Origin of the sequence: Microbispora sp. ATCC PTA-5024 (assembly GCF_000511135.2) — a bacterium.
Taxonomy (GTDB): Bacteria; Actinomycetota; Actinomycetes; order Streptosporangiales; family Streptosporangiaceae; genus Microbispora; species Microbispora corallina.
The window spans coordinates 843,538-862,463 of sequence record NZ_KI866523.1 but is presented as its reverse complement, the minus strand read 5'-3'; the positions used below and the strand labels follow the sequence as shown (position 1 = coordinate 862,463).

Genomic DNA, 18,926 nt, shown 5'->3' with positions numbered 1-18,926 from the left:
CCACCGGCTCGCGGCGGCTCCGATACGCTTCGACCACGCAGTGAGAGGAAGTGGGGCGGCCAATGTCCACAGGGGACCTCGAAGCCCTGCTACGGGTGACCGCCCCCGGCTACGTCGGCGAGTCCCCGCCGGACGTGGCGTTCGGCACCACCGACACCCCCGTCGGCCGTCTGGTCCTCGCGGTGACCGCCCGCGGCGTGGCCGCCTGCAGCTACGACGACGAGCACGCGGTCTTCGCCCGGGTGTACCGGTCGATCGGCTCGTTCATCGGCCCCGACCCCCGCCGCCTCGACCCCGTGCGGCGGGAGCTGGACGCCTACTTCGAGGGCCGGCTCAGGGCGTTCTCCCTGCCCGTGGACCTCCAGCTCGCCACGGCCTTCGCCCGGACCGTGGTGCAGATGACGCTGTCGGTGCCGTACGGCAGCGTCACGACACATGGGGACCTGGCTGGGCGGATCGGGCGTCCGCAGGCGCTGCACGCCGTGGCCAACGCCCTGACCGCCAACCCCGTCTGCGTCATCGTCCCGTGCCACAGGGCGGTGGAGTCGCCCGGCGTGCTCGGCGGCTACGCCGGCGGACCGGCCGCCAAGGAGCACCTCCTCCGCCTCGAGGGCGCCCTCACCTGACCGGCCCGCCGGGGGCGCGCCGGCGGGAGCGGAAGGCGGCGGCCTTCTCCCGGTTGCCGCACTCGCGCATGTCGCACCAGCGGCGCGAGCCGCCGCGGGAGGTGTCCACGTAGAGGCGGGTGCAGACCGTCCGCTCGCACTGCCGGATCCGCGCGGCGTCCGGCCCGCCGAACAACTCGGCCGCCGACCGTGCGATCGCGGCGAGGACGGCGTCCAGGTCCCCCGTACGGCTGACGCGCAGGCCGGCGCCGTCCGGAACGAGCCGGGGGACCACCGGGGACCCGGCGGCGAGCGCGTTCACCAGGGCCACGTCGGCCTCCGCCGGCCCCCGCCCGCGCAGAGGGCCCACACCGAGGCGGTAGACCGCCTCCCGGAGCCGTACCGCCCGGTCGCGACCTTCGGCGTCGACGGCCGGGGGCTCGTCCAGGAGCCCGGCGGCCACGGCCCACGCGGCGAGCAGATCGGGCGTGCCGATCATCTCCACCGGCTCGGTCTCCCGGTGGCCGACCGTGCCGGCGAAGTCGAGCGCGAGGTTGCCGCTCCAGAACGTGAACATGCCTCCATCGTAACCGCCTTGACAGGTTATCGGCGGCTCCATCATCGTGATAACCACTCTGGATGGTTACGGGAGGCCGGGATGACGGGGAGAAGGGTCGCGGAGGCGGCCGTGCCGGGGGCGTTCGTCGTCCTGTGGAGCAGCGCGTTCGTCGCGGGGTCGATCGGGCTCGGCGCGGCGCCGCCCCTGCTGCTGACGCTGGCCCGCTTCGCGCTCGCCGGGGTGCTGCTGGCCGTGGTCGCGCTGGCCGCGCGGGCCCCCTGGCCGCGCGGCCGGGTCCTCGGGCACGTGGTGGTCGCCGGGCTGCTCCTGCAGGCCGTGCAGTTCGGCGCGATCTACACGGCGATGGCGCTCGGGGTGAGCGGGGCGATCGCGGCGCTCGTCCAGGGGCTCCATCCGGTGCTCACCGCGCTGCTGGCCGTACCGCTGCTCGGTGAACGGGTGAGCGCGCGGCAGTGGGCGGGCTTCGCGCTCGGGGCCGCCGGGGTGACGCTGGCCGTGGCGGAGCGTGTCTCGTCGGCGGGGGCCGCGGTCCTGCTCTGCGGTGCCGGGCTGCTCGGGCTCAGCCTCGGCACGCTCTACCAGAAGCGGTTCTGCCCGCGGATGGACCTGCGCAGCGGCCAGGCCGTGCAGCTTCTCGCCGCCGTTCCGGTCGTCGGCCTGCTCACGGTCACCCTGGAACATCCGCGGGTCACGGCCTGGGCGCCGTTCACGGGCGCCGTGCTGTGGCTCGCGCTGGTGAACTCGATCGGCGCGTTCACCCTGCTCTACCTGCTGCTGCGCCGGTCACAGGCCGCCCGGGCGAGCAGCGTGTTCTTCCTCACGCCGTCCGTCACGGCCGTCATGGCGTGGGCGCTCCTCCACCAGCCGCTGAGCCCGCTCGCGGTCGCCGGCCTGGTGGTCAGCGGCGCCGGCGTCGCCCTGGCCACCCGGGCGCCCCGCGCCGACGCGGACCCCGCGGCGGTCAGACCGCCCGCCGGCGTCTCCCGAGAGCGGTCGGCAGCGTGAGCAGGGCGGCCACGAGGAACGCGGCAAGGGCGGCGTTCATCCACGGCTGGCGCTCGAACCCGACGGCGGACCGGACGTCCGCCCAGATCCCGTCCCACCAGCCCACGGTCGGGGTCGCGGTGACGACCCAGTAGGCCGCGAACCCGAGCACCCACGGCACGACCATGAACCACCGCGAGGGGGCGTCCTCGGCCGTGTTCCACCGGGAGGCGCCCCCGAGCAGGAAGTAGTCCACCACCAGCACGGCGAACATCGGCACGAAGACCGCCCCGATGACGTTGAGGAACGCGCCGTAGGAGTTCACATTGGCGAACAGCGCGATCACCGTCGTGACGACGCCGATCGCCACGGAGATCACCCGGCGGTCGACGCGGGGGGCCAGGTTCTGGATCGACACCGTCGTCGAGTAGACGTTGGCGAACGACTGGTCGACCTCGCGCAGCACGAGGATGCCGAAGAACAGCGCCCCGAGCGGCGCGGCCACGAACGGGTCCCAGACCTTGTCCATGTCGTTGCCCACGAGCGCCAGCGCCGCGATCCCGAGGGCCAGGCAGGCGACCTGGGCGATCGTGTAGCCGCCCACCACGCCGGCGAAGGCCGAGCCGCTCGTGCGGGAGTGCCGGGCGTAGTCGGCCGCCATCGGCACCCACGAGACCGACAACGCGATCACGTAGTCGACGGCCGGGGCGAAGGCGTCCCACGAGCCACCGCCCAGCGACGGACCGCGGGCGAACAGGGCGACCGACAGCCAGACCATCGCGATCACCACGCCGGCCGTCACGTAGCGGCGCAGCAGCCGCACCGACCCGAGCGGCCGGATCGTGAGCGCGATCGTCACCGCCCCCGCCACGACGGCCCACACGCGCTCCGGCACCGCACCGCCGAACACGGCCCGCGCGCCGCTCGCGACGACCCACAGCTCGTACGCCCCCCAGCCGATCATCTGCACGATGTTCAGCACGGTCGGGACGTACGACAGACGGGCCCCGAACAGCCCGCGCAGCAGGACCATGGCCGGTCGGCCGGTGCGGACGCCGGGGATCGCGGCCAGGCCCACCATGGCCGTGCCGATCAGGCTGCCCACGACGGCGGCCAGGACGGCCCCGGCGAACGGGAGCGGGTGCCCGCCCAGCGGGTCGAGCAGGAACAACGCCCCCGCGAACCCGAGAAGGCTCACCCCGAGGTTGGCCCAGAACGCGCTCTGGTCGAGGAGCCCGAGGGTGCGGGGGGCCTCCTCGTCGAGGGTCAGGGGCACTTCCGCCCGGGCGGGGTCGACGACGGCCGATGTCATCACACGCTCCCTACGCCGGCATTATCCGGACAGGTTCATGCGGTCGGCGGCACGTCTCGTCGGAGAATCCGCCCTCTCAGCCCGGTCTCGCCCGAGCTCCCGCGCTTTTCGGATGTCGTCGTGATTATGCCATCCGTTTACCTACGCCACGAAGGGGGGCTCCCCGCTCTCGCTGACCATCGGCAGCCCGGCGGCGGCCCACGACTGCATGCCCCCGCCCACGTTCACGGCGTCCCTGCCGACGTGGTTGAGCCACAGCGTGGCGTGCGCCGACCGCCCGCCGGCCCGGCACACCACGTACACCGGGCGGTCGGCCGGCACCTCGTCGACCCGCTGCTGCAGGTCGCCCAGCGGGATGTGCTCGGCCTCCGGCGCGTGCCCCGCGCGCCACTCCTCGATCTCGCGGACGTCCAGCAGGTAGGCGCCCTTGGGCACAGCGGCGGGGGCGATTTCCGGCATCGTCATGGGCCCATTGTCGCGCCCCGGCGCCCGTGCTCGGTCCGGCTTCCAAGCTGGTGCTCCCCCTCAGGGGTATGCCGGGCGGACGGCCGGGTGGCTAGCGTCGAGGGATGGAGGAGATCACCGCCGTCCGGCACGGGGAGAGCACCGCCAACGCCGCCTCGGCCCGCGCCGTGCGCGACGACCTCGCCGTACGGATCGACGGGCGGGACGCCGACATCGGCCTGTCCGGGCGCGGCCGGGAGCAGGCGGCGGCGGTCGGCCACCTCCTCGCGGGCCTGCCTGACGACGCGCTGCCCCAGTCGGTCTGGTGCTCGCCGTACCAGAGGGCCCGGCTCACCTGGGAGATCGCGCGGGAGGGGCTGCGCGCGGCCGGACGGCCGCTGCCCGCCGAGCGCGTCGACGACCGCCTGCGCGACCGGGTCCTCGGCGTGTTCGAACTTCTCACGCCCCGTGCCATCGAGGAGCGCTTCCCGGCCGAGCGGCGGGAGATGGAGCGGATCGGCCTGCCGTTCTACCGCCCGCCGGGCGGGGAGTCGTTCGCGGACGTATCGGTCCGGATCCGTGAGGTGCTGGACGACGCCGGAACGGCCGAGGCGGGCCGGCGGGTGCTGGTCGTGGCGCACGACGCCGTCGTGCTGCTCATCCGCCACGTGCTCGGCGGCGGGACGCCGGACGACGTCGGGCGCATCTTCGGCTACGGGCAGGTGGCCAACGGCTCGATCTCCCGCTGGCGGCGCCGGGGCGGGCGGATGGACCTGGTGTCCTTCGGCGACACCGGCCACCTGCCCCCGGAGATCGTCACTTGAGCAGCTTGGACAGGCGGCGGTCGGCCAGCGGCTTGCCGCCGGTCTGGCAGGTCGGGCAGTACTGGAGGGAGGAGTCGGCGAACGACACCTCCCGGATCGTGTCGCCGCAGACCTCGCACTTCTCGCCGGTACGGCCGTGGACGCGCAGGCCCGACTTCTTCTCGGACTTGAGGTCTTTGGCGGCCAGGCCCCGCGCCCGGCCCACGGCGTCGCGCAGCGTCGTCACGATCGCCTCGTGCAGGTCGGCCACCTGCGCGTCCGTCAACGACGAGGCGATCTTGAACGGCGACATCCTGGCGACGTGGAGGACCTCGTCGGAGTAGGCGTTGCCGATGCCGGCGATCACCTTCTGGTCCCGCAGCAGGCCTTTGATCTGGGTGCGGTTGCCGCCCACGATCGCCTTGAGCGCGTCGACGGTGAAAGTCTCCGACAGCGGGTCGGGGCCGAGGCTCGCGACGCCCGGCACCTCCGCGGGGTCGCGCACGACGTACACCGCCAGGCGCTTCTGCGTCCCGGCCTCGGTGAGCTCGAAGCCCGGCGCCCGGTCGTCCTCACCGGGCGACAGCCGTACCCGCACCGCGAGAGGACCCTTCCCGGGGCGGACGGGCCTGGCTCCGGACAGGTCCTCCCGCCAGCGCAGCCAGCCGCCGCGCGCCAGGTGGGTGACGAAGTGCAGCCCGTCGCAGTCGAGGTCGAGGAACTTGCCGTGGCGGGCGACCCCGGTCACCTCCAGCCCGGCGAGGGCCGTGACGGGCGGGGCGACGGTCTTCAGGGCCTGGATGGCCACCACGTCCACACCCAGGACCGCGTGGCCGACGGCGCGCTCGCGCAGGAACTCGGCGAGCGCCTCCACCTCGGGCAGCTCCGGCATGCCCCCACAGTAACCCGGCTCCGGCCGTTCCCGGCCTCGTTACGCGGGGACGTCCCAGAAGGCCAGCTCGTGCCGCATGCCCTCGGCGAACAGCTCCGCGGCCCTCGCCGGGTCGGGTCGCGCCTCGTCGATCATCGCGGCGATCCGCTCGGCGAGCGCCGCGAACCCGGGGTCGGCGTAGGTCTCCACCCAGGCTCGGTAGCGCGGCTCGGCGGGCGGGTCCTGCGCCAGGATCCGGCCGAGCGTGGAGTATCCCCACATGCAGGGGTAGAGCGCGGCCAGTCCCTCGCCGTAGTCGGCGGCCGACTCCAGCAGGAACGCCGTGTACGCCGCGCAGGCCGGGCCCTTCACCGCTCCCGCCAGGTCGGCATCGAACCCGGCCGCCAGCGACCGGTGCAGGTCGAGCTCGTCGTGCCAGGTCGCGTACGCGAGGTCGACGAGGTCGCCCAGATGGCCGTCGGGCGCCTGCCAGGCCAGCCGCGAGAACACCCGGACGTAGTCGAGCAGGAACAGGTAGTCCTGCTCCAGCCACGACCGGAACACCGCATCGGGCAGGTCGCCCGCGGCGATGCCCCGGACGGTCGGATGGGCCAGCTGGGCGTCGAGCAGGGGACGCCCGATGGCGTGCAGCTCCCGAGAGATCGTCACAAGAGGCCCATTGTGCCGCGCACGGGCACGGGCGCCGCCAGCCGGCCGCTACTTGGTGAGGACGTCCTTGGGGACCTGCTTGTCCTGGGCGAGCGCCTCGAACAGGCGCAGCGCCTTCTGTGTGTCCCACTTGACCACGGCCGCGCCGTTGATGGTGGGCAGCGACCCGACGGGCACGGCGGTGGTGACCGGGCCTCCGCGCATCGCCAGCCCGACCGACAGCAGGTCGAACAGGCCGGTGTCCGGGTCGACCGCGACCGAGTCGGCCGCGCTCAGCGCCAGCGGCACCGAACTGAACGGGTTGAGCAGCGTGCCCGGGCTGGCCGCCTTCTGCACGACCGCGGCGAAGAACTGCCGCTGCCGCTGGGTGCGGTCGTAGTCGGGGATCGCGCCGGTGGCCCGGGTCCGGACGTAGCCGAGCGCGGTGCCGCCGTCCATGTCCTGGCAGCCCTTCTTCAGGTTGATCCCGGCCTTGTGGTCCTTGATGTCCTGCTTCACGCAGATGTTGACCCCGCCGATCGCGTCGACGATGCCGACGAACCCGCCGAAGCCGATCTCCATGTAGTGGTCGATCCGGATGCCCGTCACCCGCTCGACGGTCTTGGTCAGCAGCTTGGGCCCGCCGAAGGCGTACGCCGCGTTGAGCTTGTCGTTGCCGTGGCCCTCGATCGGGACGTACGAGTCGCGGGGCAGGCTCACCAGCGTCGGCCGCCCGCTGGACGGGATGTGCAGCAGCATCATGGTGTCCGTGCGCTTGCCGACCGCCTTGCCGGTGGCGAGCTTCCTGCGCTGCGCCGCCGTCAGGCCGGCCCGGCTGTCGGACCCCACCAGCAGCCAGTCGTCGCCCGGGGTGGCCGCGGGCCGCCCGCTGTAGTCGGTGAACGCGTCGACCGATTGAAGCCGCGAGCCGATCCAGAAGTAGCCGACGACGGACGCGACCAGCAGCACGGCGACCACGACGGCCAGGATCCTGACGATCAGCCGCCCGATCCGCCGCGGCCTGCGGCCTCCGCCACGCCCGCCGAACCCGGCCGGCTCCTCGCGGAGGTCGTCGTCCTCGCCGCCGCTCCCGCCGCCCAGCGGCCGTACGGGCGTCTCGCCCGAGCGGGGCTTGCCGTACACCTTGGACCTGATCCGCGGGATCGTGGTCTCGCTCTTGTCCCTGCCCCCGCCCGCTCCCGCGGAGCCCCGATCCCCCGGTGCGGAACGACCGTCCCCGGCCCCGCCGGGAACGGGATACGCCGGCTGCCCGGCGGCCGCCCGCGGTTCGCGCGGACGGCGGATCGCCCGGGTCGCCTCGTCGTCGTCGGCCACGTTGTATCCCCAGTTCCTCAGCGTGATGGCCACGGCTTGGGCGACGTCCGCCCCCCTCTTTACGGTACGTCGCCGTCCACACCGTACGCGTACGCGTTCGTGGACGCCTCCTGACGACGCCGTGGAAACAGAAGAGAGATCTGAGCCGTTACGGTGGTATACCACCAGTCGAAAGGAACGTCGTGTCCGTCCCGGACCCCTGGAGTACCGGCCCGTGCCTCGGCACGGGATCGCCTCGACTCAGGGCGGCCGCCTCATGAGCGCCGTCTCCGGCCTGCTGGCCGTTCTCCTCCTGACCCTCGCCACCGGTTTCTTCGTCGCCCAGGAGTTCGCCTTCGTGGCGGCCGACCGCGGGGTCCTGCGCGAGCAGGCCGCGCGGGGCGACGACGCCGCCCGCCGCGCCCTCGACGTCACCGGGCGGCTGTCGTTCATGCTGTCCGGCGCGCAGCTCGGGATCACCGTCACCACCCTGCTGGTGGGCTTCATCGCCCAGCCCGCGATCGCGGACGTCATCCGCGGCCCGCTGGAGGCCGCCGGGCTCCCCGCGGGCGCCGTCCCCGGCGTCGCGGTGGCCCTGGGCGTCACGATCGCCACGGTCGTGCAGATGATCCTCGGCGAGCTCGCGCCCAAGAACCTCGGCATCGCCCGGCCGGAGCCCGTCGCCAAGGCGCTGGCCCGGCCCACACTGGTCTACCTGTCGGCGGCCGGCCCCGTCATCCGCCTCTTCGACTCCGCGGCAAGCCGCCTGCTCCGCCTGACCGGCATCGAGCCGATCGAGGAGCTCGAGAGCGGCGCCACCCCCGAGGAGCTGTCCCGCATCGTGCGGGAGTCGGCCGAGGCGGGCGAACTGCCGCCCCGGCTGGCCGAGCTGCTGGAACGGGCGCTCGAGTTCGGCGACCGCACGGCCGAGGACGTCATGGTCCCCCGGCCCCGGGTCGTGTCGCTGCGGGCCGAGTGGCCGGTCGGCGACCTCCTCGACGCGCTGCGCGTGCACGGCCACTCCCGCTACCCCGTGCTCGGGACCGGCGCGGACGACGTGATCGGGGTCAGCGGCGTGCCGGAGTACCTGGCCGCGGGCTCCCCCTCCGACGGCCTCGTCGGCGGCGTGACGCGCGCCCCGCTGCTCGTCCCCGCCACCCTGGCGCTGCCCACGCTGCTGTCGCGGATGACCGCCGCGGGCGAGACGTTCGCCTGCGTCATCGACGAGTACGGCGGCCTGGCCGGCGTCGTCACCATGGAGGACCTGGCCGAGGAGCTGGTCGGCGAGCTCGTCGACGAGAACGACCCCGAGCCGCTGGGCGTGGTCCGACGCGCCGACGGGTCGTGGGACGTGCCCGGCACGCTCCGCCTCGACGAGGTCGAGCGGGCCACCGGCGTGCGGCTGCCGGAGAGCGAGGGCTACGAGACCGTCGCCGGCCTCGTGCTCGCCGCCCTCGGCCGGATGGCCGAGCCGGGCGACGAGGTGCTGAGCGAGATCGTTCCGGACAACGGCCTGTTCGACGACGAGGACGACGCCCGGCGGGCCCTCCTGCGGGTGCGGAGCGTGAGCCGCCGCGTGCCCGAATGGGTGCGGCTGTCCGTCGTACGGCCCGAGCCGGCCGACGAGCGGCTGGAGCACGGCGTGCGCGTCCCCGGCCCCGACTACGGGCCCGAGCTGTTCTCCGCGCTCTTCCAGGGGAGGCCCGCGTGACCGCCGGTGACAGCGGCCCCGGCCGATCCGTGACGGCGGGTGCGGCATGAGCGCCCTGCCCGCCGTCCTTCTGGGGATCGTCCTGCTGGTCGCCAACGGCTTCTTCGTGGCCGCCGAGTTCGCCCTGGTGTCCTCCCGCCGGCACCGCCTGGAGGAGGAGGCCGTCTCCGGCGGCCGACTCACCAAGATCGCGGCTCGTGCCGCCGTGCGCGGCGGCCGCGAGCTGTCGCTCATGCTCGCGGGGGCCCAGCTCGGGATCACGCTGTGCTCGCTCGGCCTCGGCATGGTCGCCGAGCCCGCCATCGAGCACCTGCTCGAACCCGTGCTCGTGCTGCTGCCGGAGTCCGTGCGCACCCCCGTGGCGTACGTCGTCGCGCTGGCCGTCGTGACGTTCCTGCACATGGTCGTGGGCGAGATGGCGCCGAAGTCGTGGGCGCTCACCCACCCCGAGCGCGCCGCGCTCGGCCTCGCGCTGCCGTTCCGGGGCTTCGCGTGGGCCGTCCGGCCGGTGCTCGCCCTGCTGAACGGCGTGACCAACGCCGTCCTCCGGGCGGGCGGCGTACGGCCGAGGGACGAGCTGGGCTCCACCAGGACGCCCCGCCAGCTCGCCATGCTGGTGGCCGAGTCGGGCCGCATGGGCATGCTCGACCGCGACGAGCACGACTTGCTGACACGGGCGCTGCGGGTGCAGTCCCAGCCGGTCGAGCGGCTCATGCTGCCGATCGGCGAGGCGCCGTCCGTCCCCGCCGGGGCCGGCGAACGGACCGTGCGGGAGACGGCGGCGCGCACCGGGAGCCTCCGGATGCTCGTGGTCACCCCCGACGACGTGGCCGGCGTGCTGCACGTCCGCGACGTCCTGGTCGAGCCCGGACGGCCGCCGGAGCAGCTGGTCACCCCCGCGCCCCGGCTGGCGCGGACCACCACGCTGCCCGACGCCGTCACCGCGCTGCAGGAGGCCCGCGCCCAGCTCGGCGTCGTGACCGACGAGAACGGCAGGCCGATCGGTGTGATCGACCTCACGACGCTGGTCGGCGAACTGCTGGCCGCCTGACGGCCGCCCCGGGCGCCGGGGTCGTGGCCGAGGCGGCGAGCGCCAGCACGCCGGCCAGGGCGAACGCCGTCCCGTACCCGGCGTGCGTGATCAGCGCTCCGAGCGCGGGCGGCGTGGCCGCGGCGACGAGGTTCTGCGCCGTGTTCTGGGCGCCCATCGCCCGGCCGGCCCACGCCTGCCCGGCCAGCTCGGAGACCGCGGTGAACGCCAGGCCGTTGCCGCTCATCGCGATCACCAGCGCGGCGATCAGCAGGGCGGGCGCGAAGGAGTCGCCGGCCTGGACGGCCGCGGCGAGGCACAGCGCGGCCGCGCCGTTGACCAGCGCCAGCCGGCGCATCGGCCCGACCCGGCTGCCCGCGCGGTCGGACCAGCGGCCGCACAGCAGCCGGCCGCCCGCCCCGGCGAACTGGGCGACCGCCACGACCGCGCCGGCCGCGGCGGTCGTCCAGTGGCGCTCGGCCACCAGGTAGGTCAGCGCGAAGGCCGCGGTCGCGAACTGGGGGACGACCAGCAGCATGCTCGCGCCGTGCACCCGCCACAGCGCCGGGTCGCCGTACGGCGAGGCGGACCGCTCTCCGGCCGCCGCCCCGGGCCGGGGCGGGTCGACGACCATGAGCGCGACGCAGACGGTCGTGACGAGGCAGACGACCGCCATGACGAGCAGCGCGCCCCGCACGCCGCCCACGTGGACGGCAGGCGGGGTCAGCGCGCCCGCCACGGCCACGCCGAGCGGCTGGGCGGTCTGCCGCCACCCCATGGCGACCCCGCGCCGCTCCTGGGGGAACCAGCCGAGCACCACCCGCCCGCTCGCGGCGTTCGCCGAGGCGCCCGCGGCCCCGGCGAGGCCCAGCAGCGCGGCGAGCGCGACGGGGCTCCTCGTCCAGGCGGCCAGGCCGAGGAAGGCCGTGGCCAGGGCCAGGCCACCGGCCATCGCGATCCGCTCGCCGTACCGGTCGGCGACCCAGCCCCAGGCGATGAGCGTGACGAGCATCCCCGCGCTGGGCGCCCCGACGATGACGCCCGCCTGGGCGAGGGACAGGCCGTACTCGGCCTGGAGGGCGGGCAGCAGGAACGGCAGGCCGTACATGAACACGCATCCCGAGCCCTGCGCGGCGACGCCCAGGCTCAGCATGGTCCAGCGATTCGGTTGGCGCATGCGGGGAACGCTACGCCTCGTCTCTCCATTCAAGATGATTTGTTTCGCATCGTGAGACGTAGGCTGAATCTGCGCCCGCGGACGCGTGCAAGCGCCGGGCAAGTGGTTTGAAAGGGCCGCTGGAGAGAATTGGGTCAGGCGCGCGCTTGGAGGGGGGCGCGCGCCGGAGCCGTCCGGCCCGGCCGCACCGGAAGGCCGCCATCCGCAGGCCTCATCGGAGGAAGGAGAGTCCGTCACGTGCGCGAGAGCGTCCCGGCGGGCATGACCGCGCGGCTCCCGTCGTCCCCCTGGGCAGGCACAAACAGAAAGCCCCGCGGGAAGGAAGCTCCGCTTCCGACCACACGAGGCCGCCCCCTCGGGGGTTCCAGGGGGTCGTCCCCCTGGGCAGGCGCAAACAGAAAGCCCCGCGGGAAGGAAGCTCCGCTTCCGACCACACGAGGCCGCCCCCTCGGGGGTTCCAGGGGGTCGTCCCCCTGGGCAGGCACAAACAGAAAGCCCCGCGGGAAGGAAGCTCCGCTTCCGACCACACGAGGCCGCCCCCTCGGGGGTTCCAGGGGGTCGTCCCCCTGGGCAGGCACAAACAGAAAGCCCCGCGGGAAGGAAGCTCCGCTTCCGACCACACGAGGCCGCTTTCTGGTGGGCAAGGGGGGAGTTGAACCCCCACGTCCTTTCGGACACACGGACCTGAACCGTGCGCGTCTGCCATTCCGCCACTTGCCCCTTACGGGTGCCCCCATCGCTGGGTGCCTGGAAAGGTTAGCACGTAACCGCCCGTGCTACCGAACCCGGATACGATCCTTCTAAACGACGGCGCGGAGGAGCTGGTTCAGCCCTGGTGCGGTCGCGACCAGGACGAGGGGAAGGGAGGTATCCGGTGGGAGTCCTTCAGCGCTTCGAGCGGCGGCTCGAAGGGTTGGTTGAAGGGGCCTTCGCGCGAGCGTTCAAGTCCGATCTCCAGCCGGTCGAGGTTGCCAGCGCCGTGCAGAGGGAGATGGACGAGCGCGCAGCGATCGTCGCCCAGGGTCGCACGCTCGTGCCGAACGACTTCGTGGTGGAGCTGTCGACGACGGACAGCGAGCGGCTGGAGGTGTACGCCGACAGCATCAGCCACGAGCTGGCGAACCTGGCCAGGGAGTACGCGAAGGAGCAGGGCTACTCGTTCGTCGGCCCTGTGCGCGTGCGTTTCGAGACCGCGGAGGACCTGGCGGTCGGCCTGTTCCGGATCCGTTCCGGCGTCATCCGGGGAGCCACGGTCGAGCAGGACGAGATCAGGCAGCCCGCGAGCGACCTGCCCGCAAGCCGCCCGAGCGCGTTCCAGGGCAGGCCGCGGTTACTCGTGTCGACGCAGGACGACCCGCAGGGCCAGCGGTCCTACGAGCTGACCACACCGGTGACCCTGCTCGGCAGGGGCACTGATTGTGATCTTCGGCTGGTGGATCCGGGCGTATCACGGCATCATGCCGAGCTACGGGTCGAAGGGCAGCAGGTGGTGCTCGTCGACCTGGGATCCACCAACGGCACCTTCGTCAACGGCCAGCCGGTACGCAGGGTCGACATGCAGGACGGGACAAGGGTGACCTTGGGCCGCACGACACTGGTGTTCCGGCGCGATTAGAGGTAGACAAACGGTCCATGTCCGAGCTAACGCTGCTGCTGATCCGGCTCGCCTTCCTGGCGGTGCTGTGGTTCTTCGTGATCGCCGCGGTCGGCGTCATCCGGACAGACCTGTTCGGGCCGCGGACGGCTCCCGCGCCCGCGCGGAAGCCGGTCAAGCAGGCCCGGCCGGCGGCAAAGCCCAAGAAGGGCGAGCCTCGTCAGCTGATCGTCACAGGTGGCCCCCTGCAAGGGACCATCATCAACCTCACGGAGACGCCAATCACCATCGGCCGGGCGAACGACGCCACGCTGGTTCTCAGCGACGACTACGCTTCGAGCCGGCACGCCCGGCTCTTTCCTCAGGACGGCCAGTGGATCGTGGAGGATCTCGGCTCCACCAACGGCACGTACCTTGAACGCTCGAAAGTGACCCGCCCGACCCCGGTGCCCCTCGGAGTTCCGATCCGCATCGGCAAAACCGTCATCGAATTGCGCAAATGACCATCGCACTCCGCTACGCCGCTCGCTCGGACGTCGGACTCCTCCGTGAAGGCAACGAGGACTCGGCGTACGCCAGCGGCCGCCTGCTCGCCGTCGCCGACGGCATGGGCGGGCATGCCCACGGCGAGGTGGCCAGCTCGGTCGCCATCGCCGCGCTGTCGTCCCTCGACAGGGACGCATTCGGCGGTGACCTGCTCGGCGACATCGAGGCGGCCGTCCGGGACGCCAACCATCAGCTCCACGCGATGGTGGCCCGGGACCCGAGCCTCAAGGGCATGGGCACCACCCTCACCGCGATGCTCTGGAACGGCCCGCGCTTCGCGCTGGTCCACGTGGGCGACTCCCGCGCGTACCTGCTGCGCAACGGCGAGCTGTACCAGATCACGCACGACCACACGCTGGTGCAGTCCCTCGTGGACGACGGCCGCATCACGCAGGAGGAGGCGGCCAACCACCCGCAGCGGTCGATCCTGCTGCGCGCCCTCGACGGCAGCGGAGAGGTCGACCCCGACCTGCAGGACCGGGAGGCCCAGGTGGGCGACCGGTACCTGCTGTGCTCGGACGGCCTGTCCACCGTCGTCAGCGCCGAGACCCTGCACCACACCCTGACGACGATCGACGATCCCGAGGACGTCGTCCGGCAGCTGATCGACCTGGCCAACCGGGGCGGCGGTCCGGACAACATCACCTGCGTGCTCGCCGACGTGGTCGAGGTGGACGACGCCCAGCCGCCGGTCTCGGCCGCGGCGGTCGTGGGTGCGGCCGGATCGGGGCGGGCGCGCTCGTCGCCCCCCGACACCCCGGCGGGGCGCGCGACCACGGTCACCGCGCCCCAGCCGGTCATCGTCGACGACGACCTGGACGACGAGCCCGTGCGGGAGACCACGTCCTCCGCACGGCGGTCCAGGCGACGACGATCCTGGCCCCTGGTCGTCACCCTGGTGGTGATCGTCGCCGCCGTGCTCGGGGTCGGCGGCTATTTCGCCTATCAGTGGACCCAGAACCAGTACTACATAGGAGCGAGCGGCGACGAGGTCGTCGTCTTCCAGGGCGTGGACGCGCAGTTCGGGCCGGTGTCCTTCAAGAAGGTCGCCTACACCGAGCACGCGCGCGTCTCGTCCCTGCCCGCGGTGCAGCAGGACCAGGTCCGCAGCGGCATCGCGGTCGACGACCTCCAGGCCGGGATCAGCCGGATCAGGACGTTCGGCGGATCGTCGGCCAACGCGCCCGATCCCCACCCGACGCCGACCCCCACGAGGTCCGCCAATTGAGTGCCGCCGACGTGACGCCCGTACCGATGACCGCGAAGCGGCGTGGAGCCCAGCTCGGCATGCTGGCCTTCGCCGTGCTGATCGTAATGGGCGCCTACGCCAGCGTCGGACTCGGGCTCAAGGACAAGGTCCCGTCCGGGATGCTGGTTTACGGCCTCGGCCTCGGCGGCGTGATGCTCGCGGCCTACCTGGTGCTGGCGAAGTTCGCGCCGTGGGCCGACCCCCTTCTGCTTCCCCTCGTGACGCTGGTCAACGGCATCGGCCTGGTGATGATCTACCGGCTGGAGGAGGGCGGCATCAAGGACGCCTCCGCCGCCAACCAGCTCATGTGGACGGCGCTCGGCGTCGTGATGTTCTCCGCGACCCTGATCGCGTTGAGGGACCACCGCGCCTTGCAGCGCTTCACCTACACCGCCGGCTTCGTCGGGGTCGTGCTGCTCGTCCTGCCCGTGCTGCCGGTGGTCGGCAGCGAGCACTACGGCGCCAGGATCTGGATGAACCTCGGCCCGTTCTCCCTGCAGCCCGGCGAGTTCGCCAAGCTGGCCCTCGTCGTCTTCTTCGCCGGCTACCTCGTGGCCAAGCGCGACGTGCTGGCCCTGGCGGGCCGCCGGCTGCTGCTCATCGACCTGCCCCGCGCCCGGGACCTCGGCCCGGTGCTCATCACGTGGGGCGTCAGCATCGCCGTCCTCGTCGCCGAGAAGGACCTCGGCACCTCGCTGCTGCTGTTCGGCGCGTTCATCGCGATGCTCTACATCGCCACCCAGCGGACGTCCTGGGTGCTCATCGGCGTCCTGCTGTTCGTGGGCGGCGCCCTCCTGGCCGGCCAGGTCTTCAGCCACGTGGAGGCCCGCTTCACCGGCTGGCTGCACGCCGACGACCCGAAGATCTACGACGCGGGGACGAGCTACCAGCTCATGCAGGGCCTGTTCTCGATCGGCTCGGGCGGCATCCTCGGCAGCGGGCTCGGGCGGGGCCACCCCGGCCTGACCCCCTTCTCGTTCTCCGACTTCATCTTCGACGCCACCGGCGAGGAGCTGGGCCTCACCGGCCTGATGGCGATCCTCATGGTGTACGCCCTGATCGTGCAGCGGGGGCTGCGCACGTCCCTGGCGTCGCGCGACCCGTTCTCCAAGCTCCTGGCGGGCGGCCTGTCGTTCATCCTGGCCTGGCAGGTGTTCATCATCGTCGGCGGCGTGACCCGGCTGATCCCGCTGACCGGTCTGGTGACGCCGTTCATGTCCGCCGGAGGGTCGGCCCTGCTGGCCAACTGGATGCTCATCGCCCTGCTCGTACGGATGTCCGACGCGGCCCGCAGGCCGCCGCCGCAGGCGATCCAGGACGAGGGGCTGACGCAGGTGATGCAGCGATGAACGGGCCGCTCAAGCGCGTTTCGGTGGCGTGCCTGCTCATGTTCGGGCTGCTCATGGCCAACGTGACCTACCTCGGGACGGTGAAGGCCGAGGACCTGCGCACCGACTCGCGCAACGTGCGGGCCTTCTACGCGCGCTACAACATCGACCGCGGCTGGATCACGGCCGACGACGGCAAGACCACGCTGGCCAAGACGGTGGACACGGGCGACACCACCTTCCGGTTCGCCAGGGAGTACCCCCTCGGCAAGGCGTTCGCGCACGTCGTGGGCTTCTTCGCCCCGGAGAGCTCCAGCGGTATCGAGCGGGCGGAGGGCCGCTACCTCGACGGCAGCCACCCCGACCTGGTCGTCCGCCGCGCGGTCGACCTGGTCAGCGGCAAGCCGGCCAAGGGCGCGAGCGTCGACCTCACGCTGAACACGAAGGCCCAGGAGATCGCGTACAAGGACCTCGCGAGCACCGGCAAGCGCGGCGCGGTCGTGGCGCTGAACCCAAAGACGGGCGCGATCCTGACCATGACGTCGGCGCCGTCGTACGACCCGAACCCCCTGGCCCTGGCCAACAAGGAGAAGGTCAACAAGGCCTACAACAAGCTCGACAAGGACCAGGACAAGCCGCTGCTCGACCGGGCCATCGACCTGACGTACGCGCCGGGCTCGACGTTCAAGACCGTGACCTCGGCGGCGTTCCTCAGCGACGACACCTCGCGTGACGAGAACACCGAGGTCGACGCGCCCGACTCGCTTCCGCTGCCGGGCACGACCATCTCCCTGCCCAACTACCACGGCGAGTCCTGCGGCGGCCGGGCCACGATGGTCGAGGCGCTGACGGTCTCCTGCAACACCCCGTTCGCGAAGATCGGGATGGACCTGGGCTACGACAAGATGAAGGAGCAGGCCCAGAAGTTCGGGGTCGGCGTGCCGCTGGAGATCCCGCTCGGCGTCGCGGCGAGCAGCATCGGCCCCGACGAGGGCAAGGCCGCCCTGGCCCAGACCTCGATCGGCCAGCGCAGCAACCAGATGACGCCGCTGCAGATGGCCATGGTCGCGGCCGGTATCGCCAACCAGGGCACGGTCATGAAGCCGTACCTGGTGAACAAGATCATGGGTCCGGACGGCACAGAGATCGACGGCACCCGGCCGGAGGAGCTCAGCGAGGCCGTCTCCCCCGAGGTGGCGGGCGAGCTGACCAAGATGATGATCAACGTGGTGCAGCACGGCACCGGCACCGCCGCGCAGCTTCCCGGCATGACGGTGGCCGGCAAGACCGGCACGGCGGAGACCTCGCCGGGCAAGCCCTCGCACGCCTGGTTCATCGCGTTCGCCCCCGTTGAGGACCCGAAGGTGGCGGTGGCGGTCTTCGTCGAGTCCGGCAGCGCCGGCAACGACGCGACCGGCGGCGCCGTCGCCGCGCCGATCGCGCACGACGTGATGCAGGCGGTGCTCGGGCAGTGACCTCGCCGCATCAGGTTCTCGGCGGCCGCTACCGGCTGACCTCCCCCATCGCCGCGGGCGGGATGGGCGAGGTGTGGCGGGCCGCCGACGAACTGCTCGGCCGGGACGTCGCGGTGAAGCTGCTGGGCCGCCACGTCGCCGCGGACCCGGCGTTCCGGGACCGCTTCCGGTCGGAGGCGCGGATCACCGCGGCCCTGACCGACCCCGGGATCGCGCAGGTCTTCGACTACGGCGAGAGCGACGACCTGGCCTACCTGGTGATGGAGCTCGTGACGGGCGAGCCGCTGTCGGCGATCCTCACCCGCAACGGCGCGCTCGGGCCGGACGTCACGCTCGACCTGATCCACCAGACGGCCCGGGGTCTGTACGCGGCGCACCGGGCCGGCGTCATCCACCGCGACATCAAGCCCGGCAACCTGCTGGTCACCGAGGCCGGACAGGTGAAGATCACCGATTTCGGCATCGCCCGGGCGCTGGAGGCGGCCCCGCTGACCAAGACGGGGACGGTGCTCGGCACCGCCCAGTACGTCAGCCCCGAGCAGGCGTCCGGCAGCGTGCTCACGCCCGCGACCGACATCTACTCGCTCGGGGTCGTCGCGTTCGAGTGCCTGGCCGGCCGGCCGCCCTTCACGGCCGACAACCACGTGGCCCTGGCGCTGCGGCACCTCAACGACGTCCCGCCGCCGCTGCCGGACGGCGTTCCCGCTCCGGTGCGGGACCTCGTTTTCGACATGCTGGCCAAGGACCCTTCGGCGCGGCCGGAGACCGGGCCCCGGCTCCTCGACTGGGTGGCCGCGCTGCGGGAGGCGCTCGCGGCACCGGGAACGGCCGCCCTCGGCGCGCTCACCGACCCCGGCGGCTTCCCCGCCGCGCGGGGCGCGGGCGGCACCGCCGTCCTCGGCGGAGCCGCCTTCGGGGCCTCCACCCCGCCGTACGGCCGGCCCGCGGCGGGGACGGCTCAGGGCGGGACGTACGGCGCGACGCGGAACGGCACGGCGGCGTCCGGCGGCGCGGGGCAGGGCGGGGCGACCGGGTACGGCGCCACGGGACAGGGCTCCGCGAACGGCTACGGCGCGAACGACTACAGCGGTGCAGGTCAGGGCGGAGCGACCGGCTACGGCGCAACGGGACGCGGCGGGGCGACCGGGTACGGCGCGGCCGGCGAGACGATGCGGCTGGGACGGCAGGCAGGGGGGACGCGGGGACCCGCGGCGCCCTCCACGGCGCCGACGGGGCCGGGCCGGCCGGGCCGGCG

At 72.9% G+C, this 18,926-nt stretch carries 18 protein-coding genes, 1 tRNA gene and 1 riboswitch; of the genes, 11 read left to right on the top strand and 8 right to left on the bottom strand.

Features of this window, described 5'->3' with window-relative positions:
- The first annotated feature begins 62 nt into the window (after window positions 1-62).
- On the top strand, window positions 63-626 hold the full coding sequence (locus MPTA5024_RS16545; protein ID WP_036324935.1) for a methylated-DNA--[protein]-cysteine S-methyltransferase: 564 nt from the start codon (window positions 63-65) through the stop codon (window positions 624-626).
- On the opposite strand, the gene MPTA5024_RS16540 is transcribed toward MPTA5024_RS16545, so the two are convergent.
- Window positions 619-1,182 carry a CGNR zinc finger domain-containing protein gene (locus MPTA5024_RS16540; RefSeq protein WP_036324934.1) on the bottom strand — a complete coding sequence of 188 codons (564 nt, stop codon included), beginning with the start codon at window positions 1,180-1,182 and terminating at the stop codon, window positions 619-621. The genes MPTA5024_RS16545 and MPTA5024_RS16540 overlap by 8 nt on opposite strands.
- Window positions 1,183-1,263: 81 nt before the next feature.
- Here MPTA5024_RS16540 and MPTA5024_RS16535 point away from each other — a divergent pair, with 81 nt between their 5' ends.
- On the top strand, window positions 1,264-2,190 hold the full coding sequence (locus MPTA5024_RS16535; protein WP_036324932.1) for a DMT family transporter: 927 nt from the start codon (window positions 1,264-1,266) through the stop codon (window positions 2,188-2,190).
- On the opposite strand, the gene MPTA5024_RS16530 is transcribed toward MPTA5024_RS16535, so the two are convergent.
- Together MPTA5024_RS16530 and MPTA5024_RS16525 are read right to left on the bottom strand one after the other, a co-directional pair.
- Window positions 2,147-3,481, bottom strand: a complete 1,335-nt coding sequence (locus tag MPTA5024_RS16530; RefSeq protein ID WP_036324930.1) for a purine-cytosine permease family protein — start codon at window positions 3,479-3,481, stop codon at window positions 2,147-2,149. The genes MPTA5024_RS16535 and MPTA5024_RS16530 overlap by 44 nt on opposite strands.
- Window positions 3,472-3,594, bottom strand: a riboswitch (TPP riboswitch). Its footprint overlaps the gene before it by 10 nt.
- Before the next feature lie 28 nt (window positions 3,595-3,622).
- Window positions 3,623-3,946, bottom strand: coding sequence for a rhodanese-like domain-containing protein (locus MPTA5024_RS16525; protein WP_036324929.1), 324 nt, complete (start codon window positions 3,944-3,946; stop codon window positions 3,623-3,625).
- Between the two features lie 104 nt (window positions 3,947-4,050).
- On the opposite strand from MPTA5024_RS16525, the gene MPTA5024_RS16520 reads away from it, so the two are divergent.
- Window positions 4,051-4,749 carry a histidine phosphatase family protein gene (locus tag MPTA5024_RS16520; RefSeq protein ID WP_036324927.1) on the top strand — a complete coding sequence of 233 codons (699 nt, stop codon included), beginning with the start codon at window positions 4,051-4,053 and terminating at the stop codon, window positions 4,747-4,749.
- Here the strand turns inward: MPTA5024_RS16520 and MPTA5024_RS16515 are convergent.
- Genes MPTA5024_RS16515 through MPTA5024_RS16505 form a run of 3 tightly spaced genes read right to left on the bottom strand, consistent with a single transcriptional unit; the run spans window position 4,742 to window position 7,615 of the window.
- Window positions 4,742-5,620 (bottom strand): Fpg/Nei family DNA glycosylase, encoded by an 879-nt coding sequence (locus tag MPTA5024_RS16515; RefSeq protein ID WP_036324925.1) that lies wholly within the window; start codon window positions 5,618-5,620, stop codon window positions 4,742-4,744. The two genes, MPTA5024_RS16520 and MPTA5024_RS16515, sit on opposite strands and share 8 nt — an antisense overlap.
- 39 nt (window positions 5,621-5,659) lie before the next feature.
- Window positions 5,660-6,268, bottom strand: coding sequence for a TenA family protein (locus tag MPTA5024_RS16510; RefSeq protein ID WP_036324923.1), 609 nt, complete (start codon window positions 6,266-6,268; stop codon window positions 5,660-5,662).
- A 48-nt stretch (window positions 6,269-6,316) separates the two neighbouring features.
- Window positions 6,317-7,615 carry an LCP family protein gene (locus tag MPTA5024_RS16505; RefSeq protein WP_232326493.1) on the bottom strand — a complete coding sequence of 433 codons (1,299 nt, stop codon included), beginning with the start codon at window positions 7,613-7,615 and terminating at the stop codon, window positions 6,317-6,319.
- A gap of 223 nt (window positions 7,616-7,838) precedes the next feature.
- On the opposite strand from MPTA5024_RS16505, the gene MPTA5024_RS16500 reads away from it, so the two are divergent.
- Complete coding sequence (locus MPTA5024_RS16500; protein ID WP_084369737.1) at window positions 7,839-9,272, top strand: hemolysin family protein; 1,434 nt, start codon at window positions 7,839-7,841, stop codon at window positions 9,270-9,272.
- Between the two features lie 46 nt (window positions 9,273-9,318).
- A complete protein-coding gene (locus MPTA5024_RS16495; RefSeq protein ID WP_036324922.1) occupies window positions 9,319-10,323 on the top strand; it encodes a hemolysin family protein in 1,005 nt (334 codons plus the stop codon).
- Here the strand turns inward: MPTA5024_RS16495 and MPTA5024_RS16490 are convergent.
- Together MPTA5024_RS16490 and MPTA5024_RS16485 are read right to left on the bottom strand one after the other, a co-directional pair.
- A complete protein-coding gene (locus MPTA5024_RS16490; RefSeq protein WP_036324920.1) occupies window positions 10,289-11,479 on the bottom strand; it encodes an MFS transporter in 1,191 nt (396 codons plus the stop codon). The two genes, MPTA5024_RS16495 and MPTA5024_RS16490, sit on opposite strands and share 35 nt — an antisense overlap.
- A gap of 634 nt (window positions 11,480-12,113) precedes the next feature.
- Window positions 12,114-12,199 (bottom strand) — tRNA-Leu (locus tag MPTA5024_RS16485).
- Between the two features lie 154 nt (window positions 12,200-12,353).
- Between MPTA5024_RS16485 and MPTA5024_RS16480 the strand changes: the two genes are divergently transcribed.
- From MPTA5024_RS16480 to MPTA5024_RS39655, 6 genes are all read left to right on the top strand, one after another.
- Window positions 12,354-13,094, top strand: a complete 741-nt coding sequence (locus tag MPTA5024_RS16480; protein WP_036324919.1) for an FhaA domain-containing protein — start codon at window positions 12,354-12,356, stop codon at window positions 13,092-13,094.
- A gap of 17 nt (window positions 13,095-13,111) precedes the next feature.
- Window positions 13,112-13,576, top strand: a complete 465-nt coding sequence (locus MPTA5024_RS16475; RefSeq protein ID WP_036324918.1) for an FHA domain-containing protein FhaB/FipA — start codon at window positions 13,112-13,114, stop codon at window positions 13,574-13,576.
- Complete coding sequence (locus tag MPTA5024_RS16470) at window positions 13,573-14,847, top strand: Stp1/IreP family PP2C-type Ser/Thr phosphatase (protein ID WP_036324917.1); 1,275 nt, start codon at window positions 13,573-13,575, stop codon at window positions 14,845-14,847. Before MPTA5024_RS16475 ends, MPTA5024_RS16470 begins: the two co-directional genes overlap by 4 nt.
- 26 nt (window positions 14,848-14,873) lie before the next feature.
- Window positions 14,874-16,217, top strand: coding sequence for an FtsW/RodA/SpoVE family cell cycle protein (locus MPTA5024_RS16465; RefSeq protein ID WP_036324916.1), 1,344 nt, complete (start codon window positions 14,874-14,876; stop codon window positions 16,215-16,217).
- The gene (locus MPTA5024_RS16460) at window positions 16,214-17,671 is read left to right on the top strand and encodes a peptidoglycan D,D-transpeptidase FtsI family protein (RefSeq protein ID WP_036324915.1); all 1,458 of its coding nucleotides are present in this window, start codon (window positions 16,214-16,216) and stop codon (window positions 17,669-17,671) included. The genes MPTA5024_RS16465 and MPTA5024_RS16460 overlap by 4 nt, the downstream gene beginning before the upstream one ends.
- Window positions 17,668-18,926 (top strand): serine/threonine-protein kinase (locus MPTA5024_RS39655; RefSeq protein WP_442922049.1); only part of this gene is annotated, 1,259 nt, incomplete at its 3' end. The genes MPTA5024_RS16460 and MPTA5024_RS39655, both read left to right, overlap by 4 nt.